The following is a 17,468-nucleotide window of genomic DNA, read 5'->3' on the forward strand; positions in this document are numbered from 1 at the left end:
AACGCGCGTGTAGTGTTGTCCTCGCTGGTGGCCGTCAGGCACCGGGGAGGCTTCGCCTAGTCTGGTCTATGGCGCCGCACTGCTAATGCGGTTTGGGGTAACCCCCCCATCCCGGGTTCAAATCCCGGAGCCTCCGCACCGGCACGGCGGTCGATACACCGGTCGCCGGCCGACAACTGAAGATTGCTACGCTGGAAACAGCAACGCGCCCGTAGCTCAACGGATAGAGCATCTGACTACGGATCAGAAGGTTAGGGGTTCGAATCCCTTCGGGCGCACCACACGAGATCCGGCTCTGACCAGCGACAACGGTCAGGGCCGGATCTTTTTTCGTCGGTGGAAGTTGATCGCGGTCCACGAACCGGTCCACGAACCTTGCTAGCTTCCGCCACGTGGCCAGCCGATCCGACGCCCCCGTCAAGCGCCAGCGCGGCAGCATCCGCCGCCGGGCTCGGTGCTACGAGGTCCGTGTGTCGGCTGGTGAAGATTCCTCGACCGGCGAGCGGATCGTGTTGTGCGAGAGCGTCGACATCGAGGGAGACGGCGACCGCGCCGAGAAGGCCGCCTACCGCGAGGCCGAGAAGATCCGGACCCGGCTCCTCGCAGACGCGGACGAACTGAAGGTCGCGCGCACCAAGGCCACCGTCGGGGCCCTGCTCGAACGCTGGATGCAGCAGCACGAGATCGACGCCACCACCCGGATGACCTACGAGTCCCAGATCCGGATGTACATCCTCCCGAACCTCGGTGACGTCCCGCTGGTGCTGTTCGTCCGGGAGGCATCGCAGCGCCTGGAGACGCTCTACAGCCGCCTGCGGAGGTGCCGCGCACTGTGCAGCGGCCGGCTGTTCGTCGAGAAGCACGCGGCCGAGGGTCCGCACGACTGCGTGGTCGCGGGCTGCAAGCGGCACGTGTGCAAGCCCTACGCGGCGTCGAGTGTGCGGTCGATCCACGCGATCCTCTCCGGGGCGTGCAGCGCCGCGGTGCGTTGGGGCTGGATCGCGTTCAACCCCATGCCGTCGGTCCGGCCACCGTCGAAGGCGAGGCCGCAGCCGCGCCCGCCGACGAGCGCGCAGATGGCCCGCATCGTCGAGGCGGCCTGGGACGCGGCTGCTGAGTGGGGTCTCTACGTCTGGCTGTCCGCGGTGCTCGGAGCCCGCCGGGGCGAGGTCGTCGCACTCCAGTGGGAGGACATCGACCTGACCGCGGGCGTCGTCCGCCTGGACGAGAACTACGTCCGGGTCCCCGGCGGGATGGTCGTCAAGGACACGAAGACCCACCAGATGCGCCGGGTCTCGATCGACCCGCCCACGGTCGAGCTGCTCCGCCAGCACCGCGCGGACTGCGTGGAACGGCTCGCCCTGCTCGGGCTGACCGTGACCGACCGGACGTGGCTGTTCTCGGCGACGCCGGACATGAGCCGCCCTCGTGACCCGTCGTCGCTCACCCGGCGGTACGCCCGGCTGGTCGCCAAGCTCGACATCGACACCGGCTTGAAGGAGCTTCGCCACTACTCGGCGACCGAACTCCTGACCGCGGGCGTCGATCTCCGCACCGTCGCCGGACGGCTCGGCCACGGCGACGGCACCACCACCCTGCGGCACTACGCGGCATGGGTCACGGCCGCGGATGAGGGGGCGGCCGGCGTGATCGGCGGCCGGATGCCGGTGGTCCGCAGGCCACAGCGCAACGCTGGCGATGTCGCCGAGCCTGCGTAGGCTTGGGCTGAACCGATCCGGTCCGGCCGAAGCGGAGACGACGGCATGGCAGACCTCGCGACGGGCGCCCCGTCGTCGTTCACCGAACCGCTTGCCCGCCGCGTTCTGGCCGAGGCAGTCGACCGGGCGGACCTGCCGCGTGGCCCTGTCGAGCTGATCAGGATCGGCTCCAACGCCGTGTTCCGGATCGCCGGTGACCTCATCGCGCGGGTCGCGTCGCCCTCGGCACCGCTCGCCACCGCGGAGAAGCAGATCCGGGTCGCCCGCTGGCTGGCGGCGGAACGGTTCCCGGTGACCCGCGCGGTCGACGTCGAGCAACCGGTCGAGTTCGGCAGCTGCGCCGTCACCTTCTGGGAATCCGTCGCCCCGGGAACGACGTACGCGCCGATCGGTGACGTCGCCGCCGTCATCCGCCGACTCCATCAGCTCCCGACGCCCGACGGCCTCGACCTCCCGGAGATCGAACCGTTCGGGCCGGCCGGGGCCGACCTGCCCGACTTCCCGGGGCTCGCGCCGGACGACGCCTGCTTCCTCCAAGAACGGATCGAGTGGGCGCGCGAGGCATTCCCACGGTTGCCGTTCGAACTGCCGTACGGGGCCATTCACGGGGACGCGAATGTGGGCAACGTGCTCGTCGACACCGCCGGACATCCGGTGCTGATCGACCTCGACAGTTTCGCCACCGGACCGCGCGAGTGGGATCTGATTCAGACGGCGTTGTTCGCGACGCGTCTCGGCTGGCACAGTCGATCCGAGTACGCGGACTTCGTCCGTGTCTATGGATACGACGTCACTCAGTGGTCCGGTTTCGAGTGTTTGGCCGACATGCGTGAGATCGCGATGACCTCGTGGCTGAGCAAGAAGGCTACGGAGTCCCAGGCGACTGCGCGCGAGGCCGGCCGTCGCATCTCCGACATCCGGAATGGCGCTCCCCGAACGGACTGGGGAGCCTACTGATCACGCGGACCGTCATTCCGACGGTCGCCAGAGCCGAAGGTGTCGAGCGGAGTCGGCGAAGGTCCGCACCGCCGTGCTGCGCCGGTGCCGGACCAGCCGTTCCCTGAACTCATCCACGTAGCTGCTGCACCGTGCCGACCGGAGTTCCTCGCCGACCTCCAGGGCGTCCGCCGCGACCCTGCATCCCTCGTCGAGATCGCCCCGGTCGATCAAGGAGTCGGCGAGCACCATCGCCACGAAGAAGTCGCTCCTGACGTAATCGCCGGACGCGGATGTGAGCGCCCGCTGCGCGTGCTCCACCGCGATGTCGGCGCGGCCGAGGTCGCGGTGGCAGTGCGCCAGCTCCGCCGCCATCTCGGCCTGGTCGAAGTAGCTGATCCAGGCGGGTTCGTCCCCGGCCCGGCGCTGCTCGAAATGGTGCACCGCCGATCCCATCGCGCGGTCGCACGCGTCGGCGTCACCGATCCGTGCCAGCGCCCGGGCCTCCATGATGTGGAAATGCGATGTGAGGATCGGAATGCCGATCGAGTCGGTCCCGAGGCGAGCGGCCCGAGCCATGTTCGCGGCCTCGCGATAGCGACCGAGGAAACTCGCCTGATGACTCATCGCGTCCAGAATGCTCGCCGCAAGCAGACAGTCCTCTCCGGCGTCGGCCAGTCCGAGTGCCTGGATGAAATAGCGTTGCGCGAGTCCGTGGAGCCCGGCGTCGTACGCCATCCACGCGGCGAGTTGTGTCGATTCTCCGGCGGCTGCGAACAGGGCGCGCCGCACGTCTGCGGTGCCTGCGGCCCGCAGGAGCAGCGGCAGCTCCGTGCGGAGGTACTGCACCAGCGAGTTCCGGGCGTGTGCGCCGCCGAACGTGCTGTCCAGACGGTCGAAGGTCTCGCGCATCGTACGGAGCCGTTGAACGTCGGACAGCCCGATGCGCGACGGGCCCTCGGCGCGATCGCCGACCGGTGGTTGTGAACCCACCAGCCAGGAGACCGACGCCTCGTTCCAGGCCGCGACGTTCGTCGGCGCGCCGAGCACCACGGGCGCGCTCGCAAGATCGGCGTCGAGGAGCTGCGCGGTCGCCACGACTCCGTCCTCCGCCGAACCGGGGTAGGCGAGACCTGCCTGCGGGTCCGCCGTCGTCGGCCGGCGGAATCCGAGCTCGTCGAGCGCGACCGTGCGTCCGAGCGCAGCGCCCACCGCCTGCGCGATCGCCGTCCGCGTCGCGTCGTCACGAGGGACCGTCCCGGCGATCCACCGGCTCACGTAGGTGTGGGAGTAGCTCCGGCCGGCGGTCCGCGCAGCTGGGGACTCACTGACGGCGCGGGCGAACCGCTTCCGGCCGATCGTCCCGGCACGGTCGAGGAACCCCGCCTCGATCAGCAGTGAGGACAGCCGCTCGTTCGCCACGCGCCGGTCCCCCTCCCGGATCAGTGCGCCGTCTGACCGAGTGTGCCCCCCACTGCGCCCTGTCGCGGGTGAATCCGGAAATCCACTCTGGTTCCTGTCAGGACAACCGACGCGGTAGCTCTGGGAGGTGAGCGGGATGAACCGGTCAGGACTTCATGTCGACGGCGCGTTCGAGGGCCTCGACCCGGCGTCGGAGGTCGCGGAGTTCCCCGCGAACGTCCACGGGGTCGTCGTGCCGCGGATCGTCGCCGGTGCGACCGCCGCGCAGCACGGTGCCGAGATGGTCGGCAGGCCATCCGAGCGCCACGGAGAGGGCGACCAGCGTCCTGGGCTGACGCCGACGGGTGTTCAGGACGTGCACCAGCTCGCGGACGGTCGTCAGCGAGACCCCCGACTTCGACGCGAGATCGGTCATCGTCATGCCTCGCTCGTCGAGCCGGACCTTGATCGCGTCCGACACCGCGGACCAGTCCTGATTCACGTGCGCTCCCGCCCTGTCGAGGTGCGGCGAGCGTAGCGAGAGCGCGGTACCGCGCGCACTTCACGCGCGAAGCCGTGTTGACGAACTATCAATCTGAGCTCAATATGAGCGTGAAACTGGCACTGCTGGATCGGCTGGCAGGCCACGACAGGGGAGGCACGAGTGGATACGACGAAGACCTCGACGGCGGAGGTTCCGGCCGCCGACGCGACGGTGAGCAGGCCCGCCTTCTACACCGCGGCGGAGACTGCGGCGATGCTCCGGCTCGACGAGTCGACGCTGTACCGGCACCTGCGGCGGGGGACCTTTCCCGGACTCAAGATCGGTGGGCGCTACGTCGTTCCCGGAGCGGTCCTGGAGCGTCTGGTGGCCGACATCCTCACGACCGGGCGCTGCATCGACCTTGGCTCCTGGACCGAGCAGTGGCGGCACGATCAGGTCGCAGCGCTCGCCCGGGCCGCGGCCGCGGACGTCACGATCGTGGGCGGGGCGTCCTGATGGGCAGCGTCGGGGTGCTGATCTTGTTCATGGTCGTCGGTGCGGTGATCTGCGCGAAGGCGCGGGTGGCCGCCGGTGCGGTCGCGTTCTCGCTGATCGCGTTGGTGCTGTTCATCGCCACGCCGGTCGGGGCTGGCCTGCCGGACGCGATCGGCACGTTCATTTCGGCGTTCGACCGGGCGGCGACGCCCGCGCTGAACGGCGCCGAGACCGCGGGGGCCGGGTCGTGAGCGCGGCCGCCGAGCCCGGAGCGGGAGACCTCGCCCTCACGGCCGGGCGGGCCGAGAACCCGGAGGGACCCGCCTGCGGCGGGGCGGAGGGCCGTCCGGCCCGAGTTTGGCCCGGCCTCACTCAGATTCAAGGGCGCTCCGCTGGCGCTACGCGTCGCTGCGCGACCGACCTTCGGCCGGCCCTTGAGTCCGAGCCTCGGAGGCCGTGCGCGCCTGACGGCGCGGTGGCGGACGGGACGCCGCCACCGGGGGGGGGCGGACCGGCCGACCCTCCTCGCTCTTTCCGGAGGCCAGCATGACCGCGATCTTCCTACCCGGCCCGCCCGTCGTGGACCTGGACGACGACCCGACCGACCTGATCGACGTCACGGACCTGGTGTGCCCGGGCTGCGCCGGCCCCGTCATCGACGCCCCGCCGTCGGGATGGCCCGCCCGCGCCGGGCGCCCGCCGGAGTTCTCCCACGCCGACGGCTCGGTGCTCTGCCCGGACGGCATGGGCCGGGTCCCGGAGCCGGTGGAGGCGGCCGGGCTGCGGTATGGGCTCACCGACGCCGGTGCCGCCGTGTGGCGGGACGAGGGCACCGGGTGGTTGGCGTGAGCGCCCGCCCATCACGGGAGTGGGTGGTCCCGGAGCGGGTCGCGCAGCCCGGGGACCTGGACCCGCGGTTGCTGCGCCCGACCGGGCGGACGGACCGGCTGCAGGTCGTGGTCGAGCACTACGTCGTCGGGGCGGGGCGCTGCCCGGGGTGCGGCTGGCCGGTAGCGCGTCGGGAGGAGTGCCCGTCGCGTCAGGCCGCGGTGTGCCTGCTGGACAACCGGCCGTTGCCGGTCCGGCTGGCCCACCTGGTCGACGTCGTGCCCGGGGCCCGAGCGGGCCGCGACAGCGCGGCGGAGCGCGAGGAGCGGCGGCAGGCCGAGGACGCGTTGCCGGGGCTGTTCGAGGCGCTCGCACGCGGGCCGGAGAGGAACACGCAGTGAACGACAGAAAGCAGATGGGGCGGCCCGGCGACGGGATCTTGGCGGAACACGACCGCCGGGCCGCTCTCACCAACCAGTACGTGGAGGCAGGCGAGATGACGAGCGTAAACCCGAGCCCCGGACGGGTCGACGAGCTGGACTGGCGGACCCGCGCGGCGTGCCGCGACGTCGACCCGGAGCTGTTCTTCCCGACCGCGACCGCCGGTGCGGCCCTGATCGAGGCGGAGTCGGCGGCGGTGGCGGTGTGCACGGGGTGCCCGGTGATCGCCGAGTGCCGCAGGTGGGCGGTCGCGGAGCAGCCGCACGGCATCGCGGGCGGGTTGACCGAGGCGCAGCGCACCGCGCTGCGCCATCCCCGCCCGGCCCGGCGTGGCCGGCCGGTCGGGGTTCGGGTGCCGGTGTCGGTGCGGGGTGCGCGGCACCGCGAGACCGGTCGGGCCGCGCTGGCGGCCGGCGCCGAGCCAGGTCTGGTGGCTGCGCAGTGCGGGGTCACGCGGCGCACCGCGGAGCGGTGGGCGGCCGAGCTGCGCCGTGACCACCGCGTCGCGGTGGGCGTGCGGGTCGGGGGTGGCCGGTGATGGGCGTGTTCGGTGAGCCGACCGAGGTTGAGCGTCGGGTGTGGCGGGTCCGGGACCTGATCCGGTCCCTGGCCGTGGAGTGGTTCGGCACCCGTGAGACCCGCGCACCGATCGGCGACAGCAGCATGCCCCGCCCGGTCCTGGCCGATCCGCTGGCGGGGTTGCGGGCGGCGGTGCAGGTGCGGCGGGTCGCCGCTGCGCAGGGCCGGGAGTACGCCCGGGACGCCCGCGGCGCCGGACGGTCCTGGGCCGAGATCGCGTCGGTACTCGGGTTCGACGGTTTGGACGAGCCGGAGGTGCTGGCGTTCGAGCACATCGCCGAACGCGGCGGAGCCGCGGCGCCGCGGTGGGAATCGGTGTCGTGGCGCTGCACCACCTGCGCCGCCCGGGTCACCGACACCGGCCCCTACGGCAGCCACCCGACCGACGTCGAGTCCGGGCACACCGACGGCTGCGCGCGTCACTGCGCGGACATCGCCGCGTGGTCCGCCCGGACCGGATGGGACGACTGAGATGAGCGTTCTGTTCAGCTCCACCAGCCTCGTCCTCGCCGCGTTCGCCGCGGGCGCCCTGCTCGCCTGGGCCCGCGGCGCCCGCGCCCTGGCCGCCGGCCTCGCCCTGGTCGCGCTGCTCCCCGCAGCGACGATCGTCACCGCCCTCTCGTGGCCCGCCCTCATCGCCGTGGTCGGCCTCGCCGCGGCGATCGTCTGGCACCGCTGGTCGCGCTCGTCAGCGACCGTGTCTCGCTGGGCTGCGCGGTCGCGTCGCAAGGTCGGGGTGGCCTCGTCGCTGGACATCGTCCGCCACGCCGGGACCCTCGCCGTCCGGCGTCGCACCGGCACCGTCCGGCCCTCGCTGGCCGGGCTCCCGCGCTGGCAGCGGTTCCGGCTCGCCACGAGCGAGGCCGCCGTCGAGCTGTGCCGCACCGGCGCCCTTCGGGTGTGGGCGCTGGTCGAGGACGTCGTGATCGTCGTCGGCGGCCCCCGCACCGGCAAGACCGGCTGGCTCGCCGGCCGCGTCCTCGACGCCCCCGGCGCAGCCCTGGTCACCTCCACCCGCACCGACCTGCTCGACCTGTGCGCGCCGCTACGCCGCCAGACCCGGGGCGAGGTGCTCGTGTTCAACCCCGCCGGCCTCGGCGGCCGCGCGTCGACGATCACGTTCGACCCGCTGACCGGCTGCACCGACCCCGTCACGGCCACCGAGCGGGCCACGGACATGCTCGCTGCCGTCGCCAGCGGGTCCGGTGGGGACCGCGAGTTCTGGGACGGGCAGGCCCGCCGCGTCCTCGCGGCCCTGCTGCACGCTGCCGCCCTCGGACACAAGCGGATGGCCGACGTCCTGGGCTGGGTCGCCGACCCCGACACCGCCGGCCGCGAGGTCCCAGCCCTGCTGCGCCGCTCGGGGGTGACCGCGTTCGAGCAGGACGTCATGCAGTTCCTGACCACCAACGAGCGCACCCGCTCCTCGATCACCTCCAGCGTGATGCCCGCCCTGGGCTGGCTGACCCACCCCGCGGCGGCAGCGGCGGCGGAGCCGGGGGAGGGGTTCGACGTCGCCCGCCTCCTCGACGACCGCGCCACGGTGTTCCTGCTCGGCGCCGAGGAAGCCCAGACCGCACCCCTGGTCTGCGCGCTGACCGGGCACATCGCCCGCGAGGCCCGACGCCTGGCCGCCGGGCAGCCCAAGGGCCGGCTGGACCCGCCGCTGGGGCTGTTCCTCGACGAGGCCGCCCTCATCTCCCCGGTCCCCCTCGAATCGTGGACCGCGGACATGGGCGGGCGAGGGGTGACGATCCTGTGCGCGTTCCAGTCCCGCGCCCAGCTCCTCGCACGGTGGGGCGAGCACAAGGCCGCGACGATCCTGAACAACACCGCCGCGGTGATGATCTTCGGCGGGACCCGTGACAAGGCGGACCTGGAGTTCTGGTCCACCCTGGCGGGTGAGCGCGACGAGCGGGTCACCACGACCGACGACCACGGCCGCGTCGCGTCCCGGTCGGTCCGCAAGGTGCCGGTGTTGGCGCCGGCGCAGATCGCGAACCTCCCGGCTGGCCGGGTGGTGGTGATCCGGCGCGGGATCGCCCCGGTGATCGGCCGCGCTCAGATGGCGTGGCGCCGCCGCGATGTCCGGCGTCGGGCCTGGCTGCTGGCGCGGATCGAGGCTGAGACCCGCTGGCACCGCCGCAGCGAGGTCCTGCGCGCCTGGACGGACCAGCAGCTCGAACACGCGCTCGCCGCGCTTGCCGCGCGCTGGCCGGAGCGCTACGGCGAGGCGGCGGAGCGGGTCCGGTCGTCGAACCGGATGTTCGCTGAGCTGCGCACGATCCGCCGAGGCGGCGAGCACGACCAGGCCGTTGAGGCGACCGCGCTGAACGAGCCGTCCCCTGGCGCCGGGCCCGGTGGGGCTGCGGGTCCGGCCGGCCCCGCCGACGGCGCTGCGGGTGACGGGCGGTGGACCCGATGAGCGAGCGCTACGAGCTTCTGACCCCGGCCCAGGCCGTCGACCGGCTCGCCGACGACCTCCCCGGCGGCCGGGCGGACGCCGAGCAGATCGTCGCCTCCTATCTGCGCGATGCCACCGGTGTGCACGGCCGGCCCTCGTCGGGCTGGCGGCTGGATGAGTTCGATCTCGACGACGCCCGTGCCCGGTTCGGGTGGGTCGACTTCACGGGCGGGGAGACCGTCGCCCAGGCCCGCACCCGTGCCGACGCTGCCGCGGTCGCGGCTCTGCGCGAGGCGCGGGGGACGTCGGCGATCACCGACCGGACCCGGCTGTTCGCGCTGCACTCCGACGCGGAGATGTGGGGCTACCGCGCCCACCCGGTCGGGCTGGACGAGCTGACCGACACCACGGCGTGTGACCCGCAGCCGCGGCTCGTGACCGTCGCCCGAGAGGGGCGGGAGCGCTCGCACCGCGAGGCCACCGCCACCCACGACGCCCGCGTCCTGGCCGCCGAAGCCGCGGCCGCCGCGTCGACGACCGACGCCGATCACCACCAGCAGACCGACCGCGACCCGCGCGAGCAGCGGAGCGACGACCACGAGAAGGACGACACGATGCCCGCTGCGGATGACCGCAACCAGGACGAGGGGTGGTCGCTCGCCCCGGACGGGCGGCGGATGCAGATGCTGTCCGACGACCACCCGTCGATGTGTGCCCTGCGCGCGGAGATGGAGACGGCCGCCCGCACCGACGACGGCCCCGACCCTGTCGACGACGACAAGCGGGGTGACCGCGAGCGGATCCTCGACGAGGGGCCCGGGGGGTTCGTCGGTGGGATGTGGTTCACGCCGGACGAGGCCGCCGAGGGTGGGGTCCGGCCGTTGACCGAGACCGAGATGCGGCGGGTCGCGGACCTGGTCAGCGAGACCCAGACCGAGGCGCTCGCCGCGCACTTCGACGAGGTCTCGGACGCCGTCCGCGCCCGATCGGTCGGCGACGGTGACGGGGCGGGGCGGGAGCGATGAGCACGCCCCCGCACCCGCAGAACCCGGCCGGCCCCACCCCTGGGGCGTCGGAGGTCGTGGTGGCCGGTCTGGCCCGCGAGGTCCACGAGCTGCACCGCCGGGTCGACGACTTGGACCCGGTGGTGGAGCGGGTGGAGCGGTTGGAGGAGATGGCCGCGCGCACGGCGGACACCCTGGCCGCGGTCGTCGGGCGCCGGCAGAGGGCGACCGCCCCGTCGTGGCTGCTCGCCCCCACCGACACCGCCGACGTCGGCGGGTTGCTCGACGAGCTGACCGTGTGGTTGGGGGCGGTGTTCCTGCGCTACCCCGACGGGGCGTCGGTGCTGCCGGAGTGCTGGCTGTGGCACCCCGACGTCGTCGAGGAGCTGCTCTGGCTGGCCCACGCGTGGCTCGCCGCCTACCAGGGCCCGGATGCCTCGGTCAGTGCGGCGGGGGACTGGCACGACCGCCAGCGCCCCGGCGTCGTCGCCCGGGTCCGCAAGAGCGCGGGGTCGTGCTCGATCGAGCGCCACCAGACCCGCCCCGGCTGGTCGGCGCCGGGCGGGGCACCGGTCCCGGTCCCGGGCCTGGAGCACGCGGCCGCGATCACCGGGTGGTGGGCGCAGCACCGGGAGCAGATGCCGCCCGAGCCCGCTCCGGCCGCGGCCGGCCCGATCGGGGGTGCGCTCGGATGACCACCACCAGCAGCAGTGCGGGGCGGTGGGGTCGGGCCGCGGTGTGGCTCCCGGGCCTGGCCGTCGCGCTTGGCGCCGCGGTCGCGACCGCGCACGGCCTGTTTGAGGTCGCCGTGGCCGCCCGGGTCCCGGTCGGGGTGGCGTGGATCTACCCGCTGATCACCGACGGCCTGGCGTTGGCCGCCTACGCGGCGACGGCGCGGCTGGCCGGTTCCGCGGCCCGCTACGCGTGGAGCGTGGTGGTCGTCTCGGCCGGGCTCTCGGGGTTGGCGCAGGCGGTCTACCTCGCCTCGGACGCGGTGACCGCGGGTGGGGAGCTGGAGGTGTCGGCTGGGCTGCGGTTCGGGGTCGGGGCGTGGCCCGCGGTCGCTGCTGCGGTCGTGGCGCACCTGCTCTACCTCCTGGCCGAGACCCGCACCGCGGCCCCGGTCGCCGCGACGGATCCGCGGCCGACGGCCGAGCACGACGCCGGGCCCGCGCTGCGGGTCCGGGCGAGCATCACTGTCCCGGCGCCCGGCCGGACGCCGGTGGGACACCCCGGCGGGTTGGAACGCGGGTCGGGTGTCCCGCCCGCGCTGGACGGGCCGGTGATCTCGAGCCCGCCGCGGCCGGTGTCCCACCCCGCTCCGCGCCCCGCGGTCCGGCCGGACGGCTCCGGCCCGGGTGGGACGGGTGGGTCGGGTGCGGGCGCGCAGGAGCGCGCCCGCACCACCGCCCAGACCCACCGCGAGCGCCACGGCGACCTGCCCACGGTGCGTGAGCTGCAGGAGATGGCCGAGGTCGGCCGGGGCACTGCCGCCCGAGCGCTCCAGCAGCTCCGCGACACCCCACCGCAGGCCGCGAGCGGCCTGCACCTCGTCCCCGACGAGCCCCAGAACAGGACCCAGCCATGAACCCGAGCAGCCCAACCAGCAGCAGCACCACCGCCGAGACGAGCACGAGCAGCAGCGAGAGCGAGCAGAAGACCAGAACCGAGAACGACTACACCGAACAGAGCAAGAGCACCCCAAGATCAAAGGCAGCACACCTTGGCATCACGATCCGAGGGTGCGGTCCGGCCTGTGGCCGGTCCGCGAACCCCGACGCCGCTCCCGACCGGGCCCCGACCGGTTTCATGACCGTTTCGGGGTGGTCGGGATGCTGAAGGTCGTCAACGGCTACAGCCCCGAGTACCTGTTGAAGGAGGTCGCGACCGGGCGGGAGAACTACTACACCGGCGCCGTCACCGACGGGGAGCCGCCGGGCCGCTGGTGGGGTGCTGGGGCCAAGCGCCTCGGCCTCACCGGTCTGGTCGACGCCCAGGACATGCGCGCCCTCTACGAACGCTTCCTCGACCCGCGGCACGCAGGGTTTCGGGATCCGTCCCAGTGGGACAGCGTCCCAACGCTGGGACACACCGGGCGCAAGTACCTGTCCGAGGACGACCTGTACGCGGCCGCGTTGGAACGCGAGCCGGACGCGGCGGCCGAACGCCGCGCCGAGCTGCGTACCGAAGCCGGGAAAGCGGCCCGGCACAACGTCGCGTTCCTAGACGCCACGTTCAGCGTGCAGAAGTCGGTGACGCTGCTGCACACCGCGTTCGAGGCCCGCGAGGTCGCCGCCCGCCAGGCCGGCGACGAGGCCACCGCGGCGGCGTGGGGCGAGTTCCGGCAGGCCGTGGAGGACGCGATCTGGGCGGGCAACAACGCCGCCCTCGCGTACTTGCAGGACAAAGCCGGCTACTCACGGGTCGGGCACCACGGCGGCGCGGCGGGCCGGTGGGTGGACGCCCACGCGTTCACCGTCGCGTCGTTCCTCCAGCACGACTCCCGCGACCGGGACCCGCAGCTGCACATCCACAACACGATCCTGAACCGCGTCGAGTGCCCGGACGGGACGTGGCGGACCCTGGACTCCCGCGCGGTCCACCGGTGGCGCCCGGGCGCAGCGGCGGTCGGGGAACGCACGTGTGAGGAGCGGTTGACCGCGACGATCGGGGTGCTGCTGGCGATGCGCCCCGACGGCAAGGCCCGCGAGGTGATCGGGGTCCCGGCACAGGCGATGTCGCTGCTGTCGAGCCGTCGCCACGCCCTGACCGCAAAGGCGGCCGACCTGGTCGAGGCGTTCGAAGCCCGCTACGGGCGCGCCCCGAACGGTTACGAGCACGAGCGCCTCACCCAGCAGGCAACCCTGCTCACGAGGTCCGGGAAGTCCCACGACGGCGAGTCCCGCGACGACCTGCTGTCCCGGGTCGAGGTCCGGTTGCGCGCCGACATCGAGGGCGGTCTGGCCGGGATCGCCGACTCCGCCCTCGCGGCGCGCCGCGAGGGTGTGGAGCCGATGACGTTCGACCCGCGGGCGGTGATCGAACTCGCGCTGGCCGAGGTCGGGAACCGCAAGACGCACTGGACGACCGCGGACCTCACCCGGGCGGTCAACGCCGCCCTGCCCGACTACCTCGGCGTCTCCGACGGCGCCGAGATCGCGGCGTTGTTGGATCAGCTCACCGACGCCGCCCTCGACCACGCCCTGACCATGGACACCGCGAAACCCGCCGCCGAGCTGCTCCCCGACGACCTGCTCCTGGCCAACGGCCAGTCCGCCTACCAGGCCCCGGGCGGGGCGCTGTACGCGACACCGGAGCAGGTCCACACCGAACGGTTCCTCCTGGCGGCCACCGCCGCCCGGGACGGGGCGGCGTTGCCGGTCCGCGCGGCCCGCCGGTTCCTCGACCGGCTCGGTGAGGAGGGCATCGAGCTGGGCGTCGACCAGGCCGCCGCCGTGCGCGGCATCCTCACCTCCGGCGCCCGGATCGAGACCCTCGTCGGCCCGGCCGGGACGGGCAAGTCCTTCGTCGTCGGCGCCCTGGCCCGTGCCTGGACCGACCCCACCCTCCACGACCGCGCCGACGGCGGCGGGTCGGGGCCGGTGGGGCGGGTGTTCGGGCTCGCCACGAGCCAGATGGCGACCGAGGTCCTGTCCGGGGAAGGGCTCGACGCCCGCAACGTCGCCGCCTGGCTCGCCACCCAGGACCGCCTCCACACCGGCCGGACCCGGGACGAGGACGAGGCGTGGCGGCTGGGTGAGGGGGACCTGCTGGTGGTCGACGAGTCCGCGATGACCGACACCGCTGCGCTGGCCGCGATCCACCGCCACGCCGACACGGCTGGGGCGAAGCTGCTGCTGGTCGGCGATCACCGCCAGCTCGCCGCCGTCGGCGCCGGCGGCGGCATGGACCTGCTCGCCACCGCCGGGTCCCGCTACGAGCTCACCGACGCCCGCCGCTTCACCCACCCGTGGGCGCAGGAGGCGAGCCTGCGCCTGCGCGCCGGAGACGACACCGTGCTGCGCACCTACCACCAGCACGGCCGCATCCTCGACTCCGGAACCTGCGACGACGCCGAAGCCTCCGCCGTGCGCGGGTGGCTGGCCGACACCCTCGCCGGACACCACTCGCTGCTGCTGGTCGACACCAACGACCAGGCCGCCCGCGTGTCCGCGACGTTGCGCGCGGAGCTGGTCCGCCTCGGCCGCGTCGCCGAGGACGGGGTCTGGCTCGGCCGTCAGGGCACCGTGGCCGGGGTCGGGGACCTCGTGCAGGCCCGCCGCAACGCCTGGCACCTCGCCGGACGCCACGGCAACCGCCGCGGCCCGATCAACCGCGAGACCTACCGCATCACCGCCGTCCGCGACGACGGCGCTATCGAGGTCACCACCGACACCAGCCCCACCGACGGCGTCGCAGGTGGGGCCGACGGCAGCGGCGGGCTCGGGCAGATGCTCGTCCTGCCCGCCTCCTACGTCGCCGAGGATCTCGCCCTCGGCTATGCCGCCACCGTGCACGCCGCCCAGGGCACCACCGTCGACACCACCCACACCGTCGTCACCCCCACCACCGGCCCCGCCGCCCTCTACGTCGGCATGTCCCGCGGACGACAGACCAACACCGCTCACGTCACCACCCGCACCGCACCCGAGGACCCCGCTGACGGCACCGCGCGGCACGCCCTGCACCGCGACCCCGTCGCCACCCTCGCCGCGATCCTCGACACCACCGAAACCTCCCTGTCCCGCTCCGCCGTCGCGGTCGCCACCGAATCCGCAGAGAACGCCGCCAGCGTCCGGACCGCAGCCGAGCTGCTCGCCGACGCCGCGCAGCTGACTGCGACCGAACGCACCCGCGACCACCTCGACCGTCTCGTCGCCCACGGCGCCCTCACCGACCACCAACGCGCCCAGATCGCCGCCGAGGACGGCGCCGCGTCACTGACCCGCGTGCTGCGCCGGGCCGAACTCGCCGGCCTCGACCCCCAGGCCGTGCTCGTCGACGCCGTCGAGCGCGGCCCGCTGACCGGGTCGCGGAACCTGACCAACGTCCTGTACTCCCGCATCCGCGATAGCCACCGCTTCGACCCCGTCGGCGACACCTGGGCCGAATGGACACCCCGCACCGACAACCCCGAATGGCACGACTACCTCACCGCCCTCGCCCGCGCCGCCGACGACCGCGCCGCCACCCTCGGCCGCGCTGCCGCCGCCGACCCGCCCACATGGGCCACCAGCGCGTTCGGCGCCTGCCCGGCCGACGCCGACCAGCAGGCCGAGTGGAGCGCCGCCGTCGGCCGCGTGGCCGCCTACCGCGAGATGCGCGGCCACGACGACCCCGACGACGCACTCGGACCCGCACCCAAGCCCGGGCAGGTCGAGGAGTTCGCCGCCTACCGCTCCGCCCGGCGGACCCTCGGCCGCCCCGAGATCGACCGCGAGCACCTGGAACTGTCCAACGGACAGCTCCGCGCCCGCATCCGCGCCTACCAGCGCGAACTCGCCGCCGCACCCCGCTACGTCGCCAACGAACTCGCCGGAACCCGCCAGACCGCCGCTACCCACCAGCAGACCGCCGCGCTTCGCCGCGCCGAAGCCGACGCCCTCACCGATCCGAGTGAGCGGCAGCGGATCCTCGACGAGGCGAACCAGGCGACCGCTCTGGCCGCGGTGCTCGACGCCCGCGCCGAGCAGCTCCAGCAGATCGACGACGCCCGCGCCGCCTGGCTCGCCCACACCGCCCACACCAGGGTTCAGGCCGAACTGTCCAAGGCCGAGCTGTCCGCCCGCGACGCCGACGACGACCCCGCCCAGCAGGTCACCGCCCAGGAGTGGAAGGCCGCCCACGACGCCGCCATCGTCGACGACGACGCCCACCGCGAGATCACCGAGGACGACATCGACCACACCGATGCCGACCAGCAGCCCCACACCGCAGACGGCGGACGCACGGCCCCGGCCGCCTCGGTCGCCGACTCCGGGTGGGACGACGTCCGGGAGCGGGCCGAGCGCGAACCACGCCCCAGCGGGGAGGACGTCGTCCGGATCCCCGACGCCGCCGAGACGACCGGGTACCTCGACCACGCCGGCCGGGTCCTGGACGAGATCCGCTACCGCGACACCGGCGAGGACCTCGCCCGCGCCGTCGAGCTGACCCGCTGGCACACCGACGACCACACAATGGCCGAGGACGACAGCACGGCGGACGACGTGGTCGACGAGTACAGCGGCCGGTAGCGGGTCGGGTTCAGTCGGTGTCGGCCCGGCGGGGCACGGCGAGGGGCGCCGGACCCTCGCCCCGCCAGGCCCACCACAACGTCGCCCGGATCCCCTCACACCACCCCGGGCGGTCCACCACGAGATCGGGCTGGCGCACCGGGAGCAGCTCGACGGCCACGCACTCGGCCTCGATCAGCTCCTCATAGGCCGTCGCGCACGAGCGGGTCACCGGGGCCGCCGGCCGCTGCACCTGACCCCAGGACGTGCGATGCGGAGCACCGGCCAGCCACCGGCACGTCGCCACGACACCAGCCGCATACCAATCCTGTACCCTGTGCCCACCCCGGTCACGGGTCCGGGCCAGCGCTGCAGCCCATACTGCGACGAACTCTACGAGAGGTGCATGAACGTTCGACTCGGGGATCCGCTCGATCTGCTCGACTGGAATGCCCATAAGGCCAGCATCTCATAAGTCCCGATAGTTATCACCAGTTCAGCGAGAGGGAACTCGATGACCGGATGCCGTCCGCATGCCCTGCGGCGCTGAATCTGTGGAGTCGCGGGATGATGGGCGATCACAGCTTGCTGCTGGGCACCAGAGATAAGGTCTTCACGGAGAATCCAAGGACTGGACCGACGAGTAGTGCAAACATGATAGTTCCTACCCCAACCGTTCCACCAAGAATGAATCCGACGATTAGCACGGAGATCTCTAGGAACCATCGAACTTGGGTGATGGACCGTCCCGTGACTCGGTGTAGGCCGGTCATCAAACCGTCGCGCGGCCCGGGACCGAGTGCGGCCCCGAGGTAGAGGCCACCTCCGAGACCGACTAGAAGAATACCCAAGACAATTAGCAAGAAGTTGATCACAACTGAGTTTGATGGAGGAACTACTGCCAGGGTGATATCCATGAAGACGCCCAAGAGCAACGCGTTGCATACTGTGCCGAGGCCTGGG

The 17,468-nt window shown here is 73.1% G+C and carries 16 protein-coding genes and 2 tRNA genes; 15 read left to right on the forward strand and 3 right to left on the reverse strand.

Translation table 11 applies throughout. The annotated features are described in order from the left end of the window. Positions 1–45 precede the first annotated feature (45 nt). From Ae717Ps2_RS28015 to Ae717Ps2_RS28030, 4 genes are all read left to right on the forward strand, one after another. Positions 46–136: transfer RNA gene (locus tag Ae717Ps2_RS28015), tRNA-Ser, on the forward strand. A 69-nt stretch (positions 137–205) separates the two neighbouring features. Then, positions 206–281, forward strand: a tRNA-Arg gene (locus tag Ae717Ps2_RS28020). Positions 282–392: 111 nt separating this feature from the next. Beyond that, on the forward strand, positions 393–1,718 hold the full coding sequence (gene xerC / locus Ae717Ps2_RS28025; protein ID WP_075309050.1) for a tyrosine recombinase XerC: 1,326 nt from the start codon (positions 393–395) through the stop codon (positions 1,716–1,718). A 45-nt stretch (positions 1,719–1,763) separates the two neighbouring features. Next, positions 1,764–2,675: an aminoglycoside phosphotransferase family protein gene (locus Ae717Ps2_RS28030; protein ID WP_075334068.1), complete on the forward strand. Its 912-nt coding sequence runs from the start codon at positions 1,764–1,766 to the stop codon at positions 2,673–2,675. 12 nt (positions 2,676–2,687) lie between these two features. Here Ae717Ps2_RS28030 and Ae717Ps2_RS28035 read toward each other — a convergent pair whose 3' ends face one another. Further along, complete coding sequence (locus tag Ae717Ps2_RS28035; protein ID WP_083702519.1) at positions 2,688–4,076, reverse strand: regulator; 1,389 nt, start codon at positions 4,074–4,076, stop codon at positions 2,688–2,690. 145 nt (positions 4,077–4,221) lie between these two features. After that, complete coding sequence (locus Ae717Ps2_RS28040) at positions 4,222–4,557, reverse strand: helix-turn-helix domain-containing protein (protein ID WP_075309042.1); 336 nt, start codon at positions 4,555–4,557, stop codon at positions 4,222–4,224. Positions 4,558–4,719: 162 nt separating this feature from the next. Here Ae717Ps2_RS28040 and Ae717Ps2_RS28045 point away from each other — a divergent pair, with 162 nt between their 5' ends. From Ae717Ps2_RS28045 to mobF, 11 genes are all read left to right on the forward strand, one after another. Further along, complete coding sequence (locus tag Ae717Ps2_RS28045; protein ID WP_060713740.1) at positions 4,720–5,055, forward strand: helix-turn-helix domain-containing protein; 336 nt, start codon at positions 4,720–4,722, stop codon at positions 5,053–5,055. Continuing rightward, on the forward strand, positions 5,055–5,285 hold the full coding sequence (locus tag Ae717Ps2_RS28050; protein WP_060713739.1) for a hypothetical protein: 231 nt from the start codon (positions 5,055–5,057) through the stop codon (positions 5,283–5,285). Before Ae717Ps2_RS28045 ends, Ae717Ps2_RS28050 begins: the two co-directional genes overlap by 1 nt. A 295-nt stretch (positions 5,286–5,580) precedes the next feature. Beyond that, positions 5,581–5,883 (forward strand): hypothetical protein, encoded by a 303-nt coding sequence (locus Ae717Ps2_RS28055; RefSeq protein WP_075309040.1) that lies wholly within the window; start codon positions 5,581–5,583, stop codon positions 5,881–5,883. Then, on the forward strand, positions 5,880–6,263 hold the full coding sequence (locus tag Ae717Ps2_RS28060) for a hypothetical protein (RefSeq protein WP_143510480.1): 384 nt from the start codon (positions 5,880–5,882) through the stop codon (positions 6,261–6,263). Before Ae717Ps2_RS28055 ends, Ae717Ps2_RS28060 begins: the two co-directional genes overlap by 4 nt. Then, positions 6,260–6,841, forward strand: coding sequence for a WhiB family transcriptional regulator (locus Ae717Ps2_RS40560; protein WP_369804861.1), 582 nt, complete (start codon positions 6,260–6,262; stop codon positions 6,839–6,841). Before Ae717Ps2_RS28060 ends, Ae717Ps2_RS40560 begins: the two co-directional genes overlap by 4 nt. Beyond that, on the forward strand, positions 6,841–7,353 hold the full coding sequence (locus Ae717Ps2_RS28070; protein WP_075334071.1) for a hypothetical protein: 513 nt from the start codon (positions 6,841–6,843) through the stop codon (positions 7,351–7,353). Before Ae717Ps2_RS40560 ends, Ae717Ps2_RS28070 begins: the two co-directional genes overlap by 1 nt. 1 nt (position 7,354) lies before the next feature. Then, complete coding sequence (locus Ae717Ps2_RS28075; RefSeq protein ID WP_075309032.1) at positions 7,355–9,307, forward strand: type IV secretory system conjugative DNA transfer family protein; 1,953 nt, start codon at positions 7,355–7,357, stop codon at positions 9,305–9,307. Continuing rightward, positions 9,304–10,311: a hypothetical protein gene (locus tag Ae717Ps2_RS28080; RefSeq protein ID WP_139320146.1), complete on the forward strand. Its 1,008-nt coding sequence runs from the start codon at positions 9,304–9,306 to the stop codon at positions 10,309–10,311. The genes Ae717Ps2_RS28075 and Ae717Ps2_RS28080 overlap by 4 nt, the downstream gene beginning before the upstream one ends. Further along, positions 10,308–10,985 carry a hypothetical protein gene (locus tag Ae717Ps2_RS28085; protein WP_075309028.1) on the forward strand — a complete coding sequence of 226 codons (678 nt, stop codon included), beginning with the start codon at positions 10,308–10,310 and terminating at the stop codon, positions 10,983–10,985. Before Ae717Ps2_RS28080 ends, Ae717Ps2_RS28085 begins: the two co-directional genes overlap by 4 nt. Continuing rightward, positions 10,982–11,878: a hypothetical protein gene (locus tag Ae717Ps2_RS28090; RefSeq protein ID WP_075334073.1), complete on the forward strand. Its 897-nt coding sequence runs from the start codon at positions 10,982–10,984 to the stop codon at positions 11,876–11,878. The genes Ae717Ps2_RS28085 and Ae717Ps2_RS28090 overlap by 4 nt, the downstream gene beginning before the upstream one ends. A gap of 244 nt (positions 11,879–12,122) precedes the next feature. Then, complete coding sequence (mobF, locus tag Ae717Ps2_RS28095) at positions 12,123–16,526, forward strand: MobF family relaxase (protein ID WP_075334396.1); 4,404 nt, start codon at positions 12,123–12,125, stop codon at positions 16,524–16,526. A gap of 10 nt (positions 16,527–16,536) precedes the next feature. On the opposite strand, the gene Ae717Ps2_RS28100 is transcribed toward mobF, so the two are convergent. Then, complete coding sequence (locus tag Ae717Ps2_RS28100; RefSeq protein ID WP_139318866.1) at positions 16,537–16,737, reverse strand: hypothetical protein; 201 nt, start codon at positions 16,735–16,737, stop codon at positions 16,537–16,539. Positions 16,738–17,468 lie beyond the last annotated feature (731 nt).

Source organism: Pseudonocardia sp. Ae717_Ps2 (genome assembly GCF_001932475.1).
Classification (GTDB): domain Bacteria; phylum Actinomycetota; class Actinomycetes; order Mycobacteriales; family Pseudonocardiaceae; genus Pseudonocardia.

Bases quoted from the DNA above. Each gene is read 5' to 3' on its own strand.
- Ae717Ps2_RS28055 (WP_075309040.1), top strand. From the start codon at position 5,581: ATGACCGCGATCTTCCTACCCGGCCCGCCCGTCGTGGACCTGGACGAC.
- Ae717Ps2_RS28075 (WP_075309032.1), top strand. From the start codon at position 7,355: ATGAGCGTTCTGTTCAGCTCCACCAGCCTCGTCCTCGCCGCGTTCGCC.
- Ae717Ps2_RS28030 (WP_075334068.1), top strand. From the start codon at position 1,764: ATGGCAGACCTCGCGACGGGCGCCCCGTCGTCGTTCACCGAACCGCTT.
- Ae717Ps2_RS28070 (WP_075334071.1), top strand. From the start codon at position 6,841: ATGGGCGTGTTCGGTGAGCCGACCGAGGTTGAGCGTCGGGTGTGGCGG.
- Ae717Ps2_RS28050 (WP_060713739.1), top strand. From the start codon at position 5,055: ATGGGCAGCGTCGGGGTGCTGATCTTGTTCATGGTCGTCGGTGCGGTG.
- Ae717Ps2_RS28080 (WP_139320146.1), top strand. From the start codon at position 9,304: ATGAGCGAGCGCTACGAGCTTCTGACCCCGGCCCAGGCCGTCGACCGG.
- mobF (WP_075334396.1), top strand. From the start codon at position 12,123: ATGCTGAAGGTCGTCAACGGCTACAGCCCCGAGTACCTGTTGAAGGAG.
- Ae717Ps2_RS28085 (WP_075309028.1), top strand. From the start codon at position 10,308: ATGAGCACGCCCCCGCACCCGCAGAACCCGGCCGGCCCCACCCCTGGG.
- Ae717Ps2_RS28090 (WP_075334073.1), top strand. From the start codon at position 10,982: ATGACCACCACCAGCAGCAGTGCGGGGCGGTGGGGTCGGGCCGCGGTG.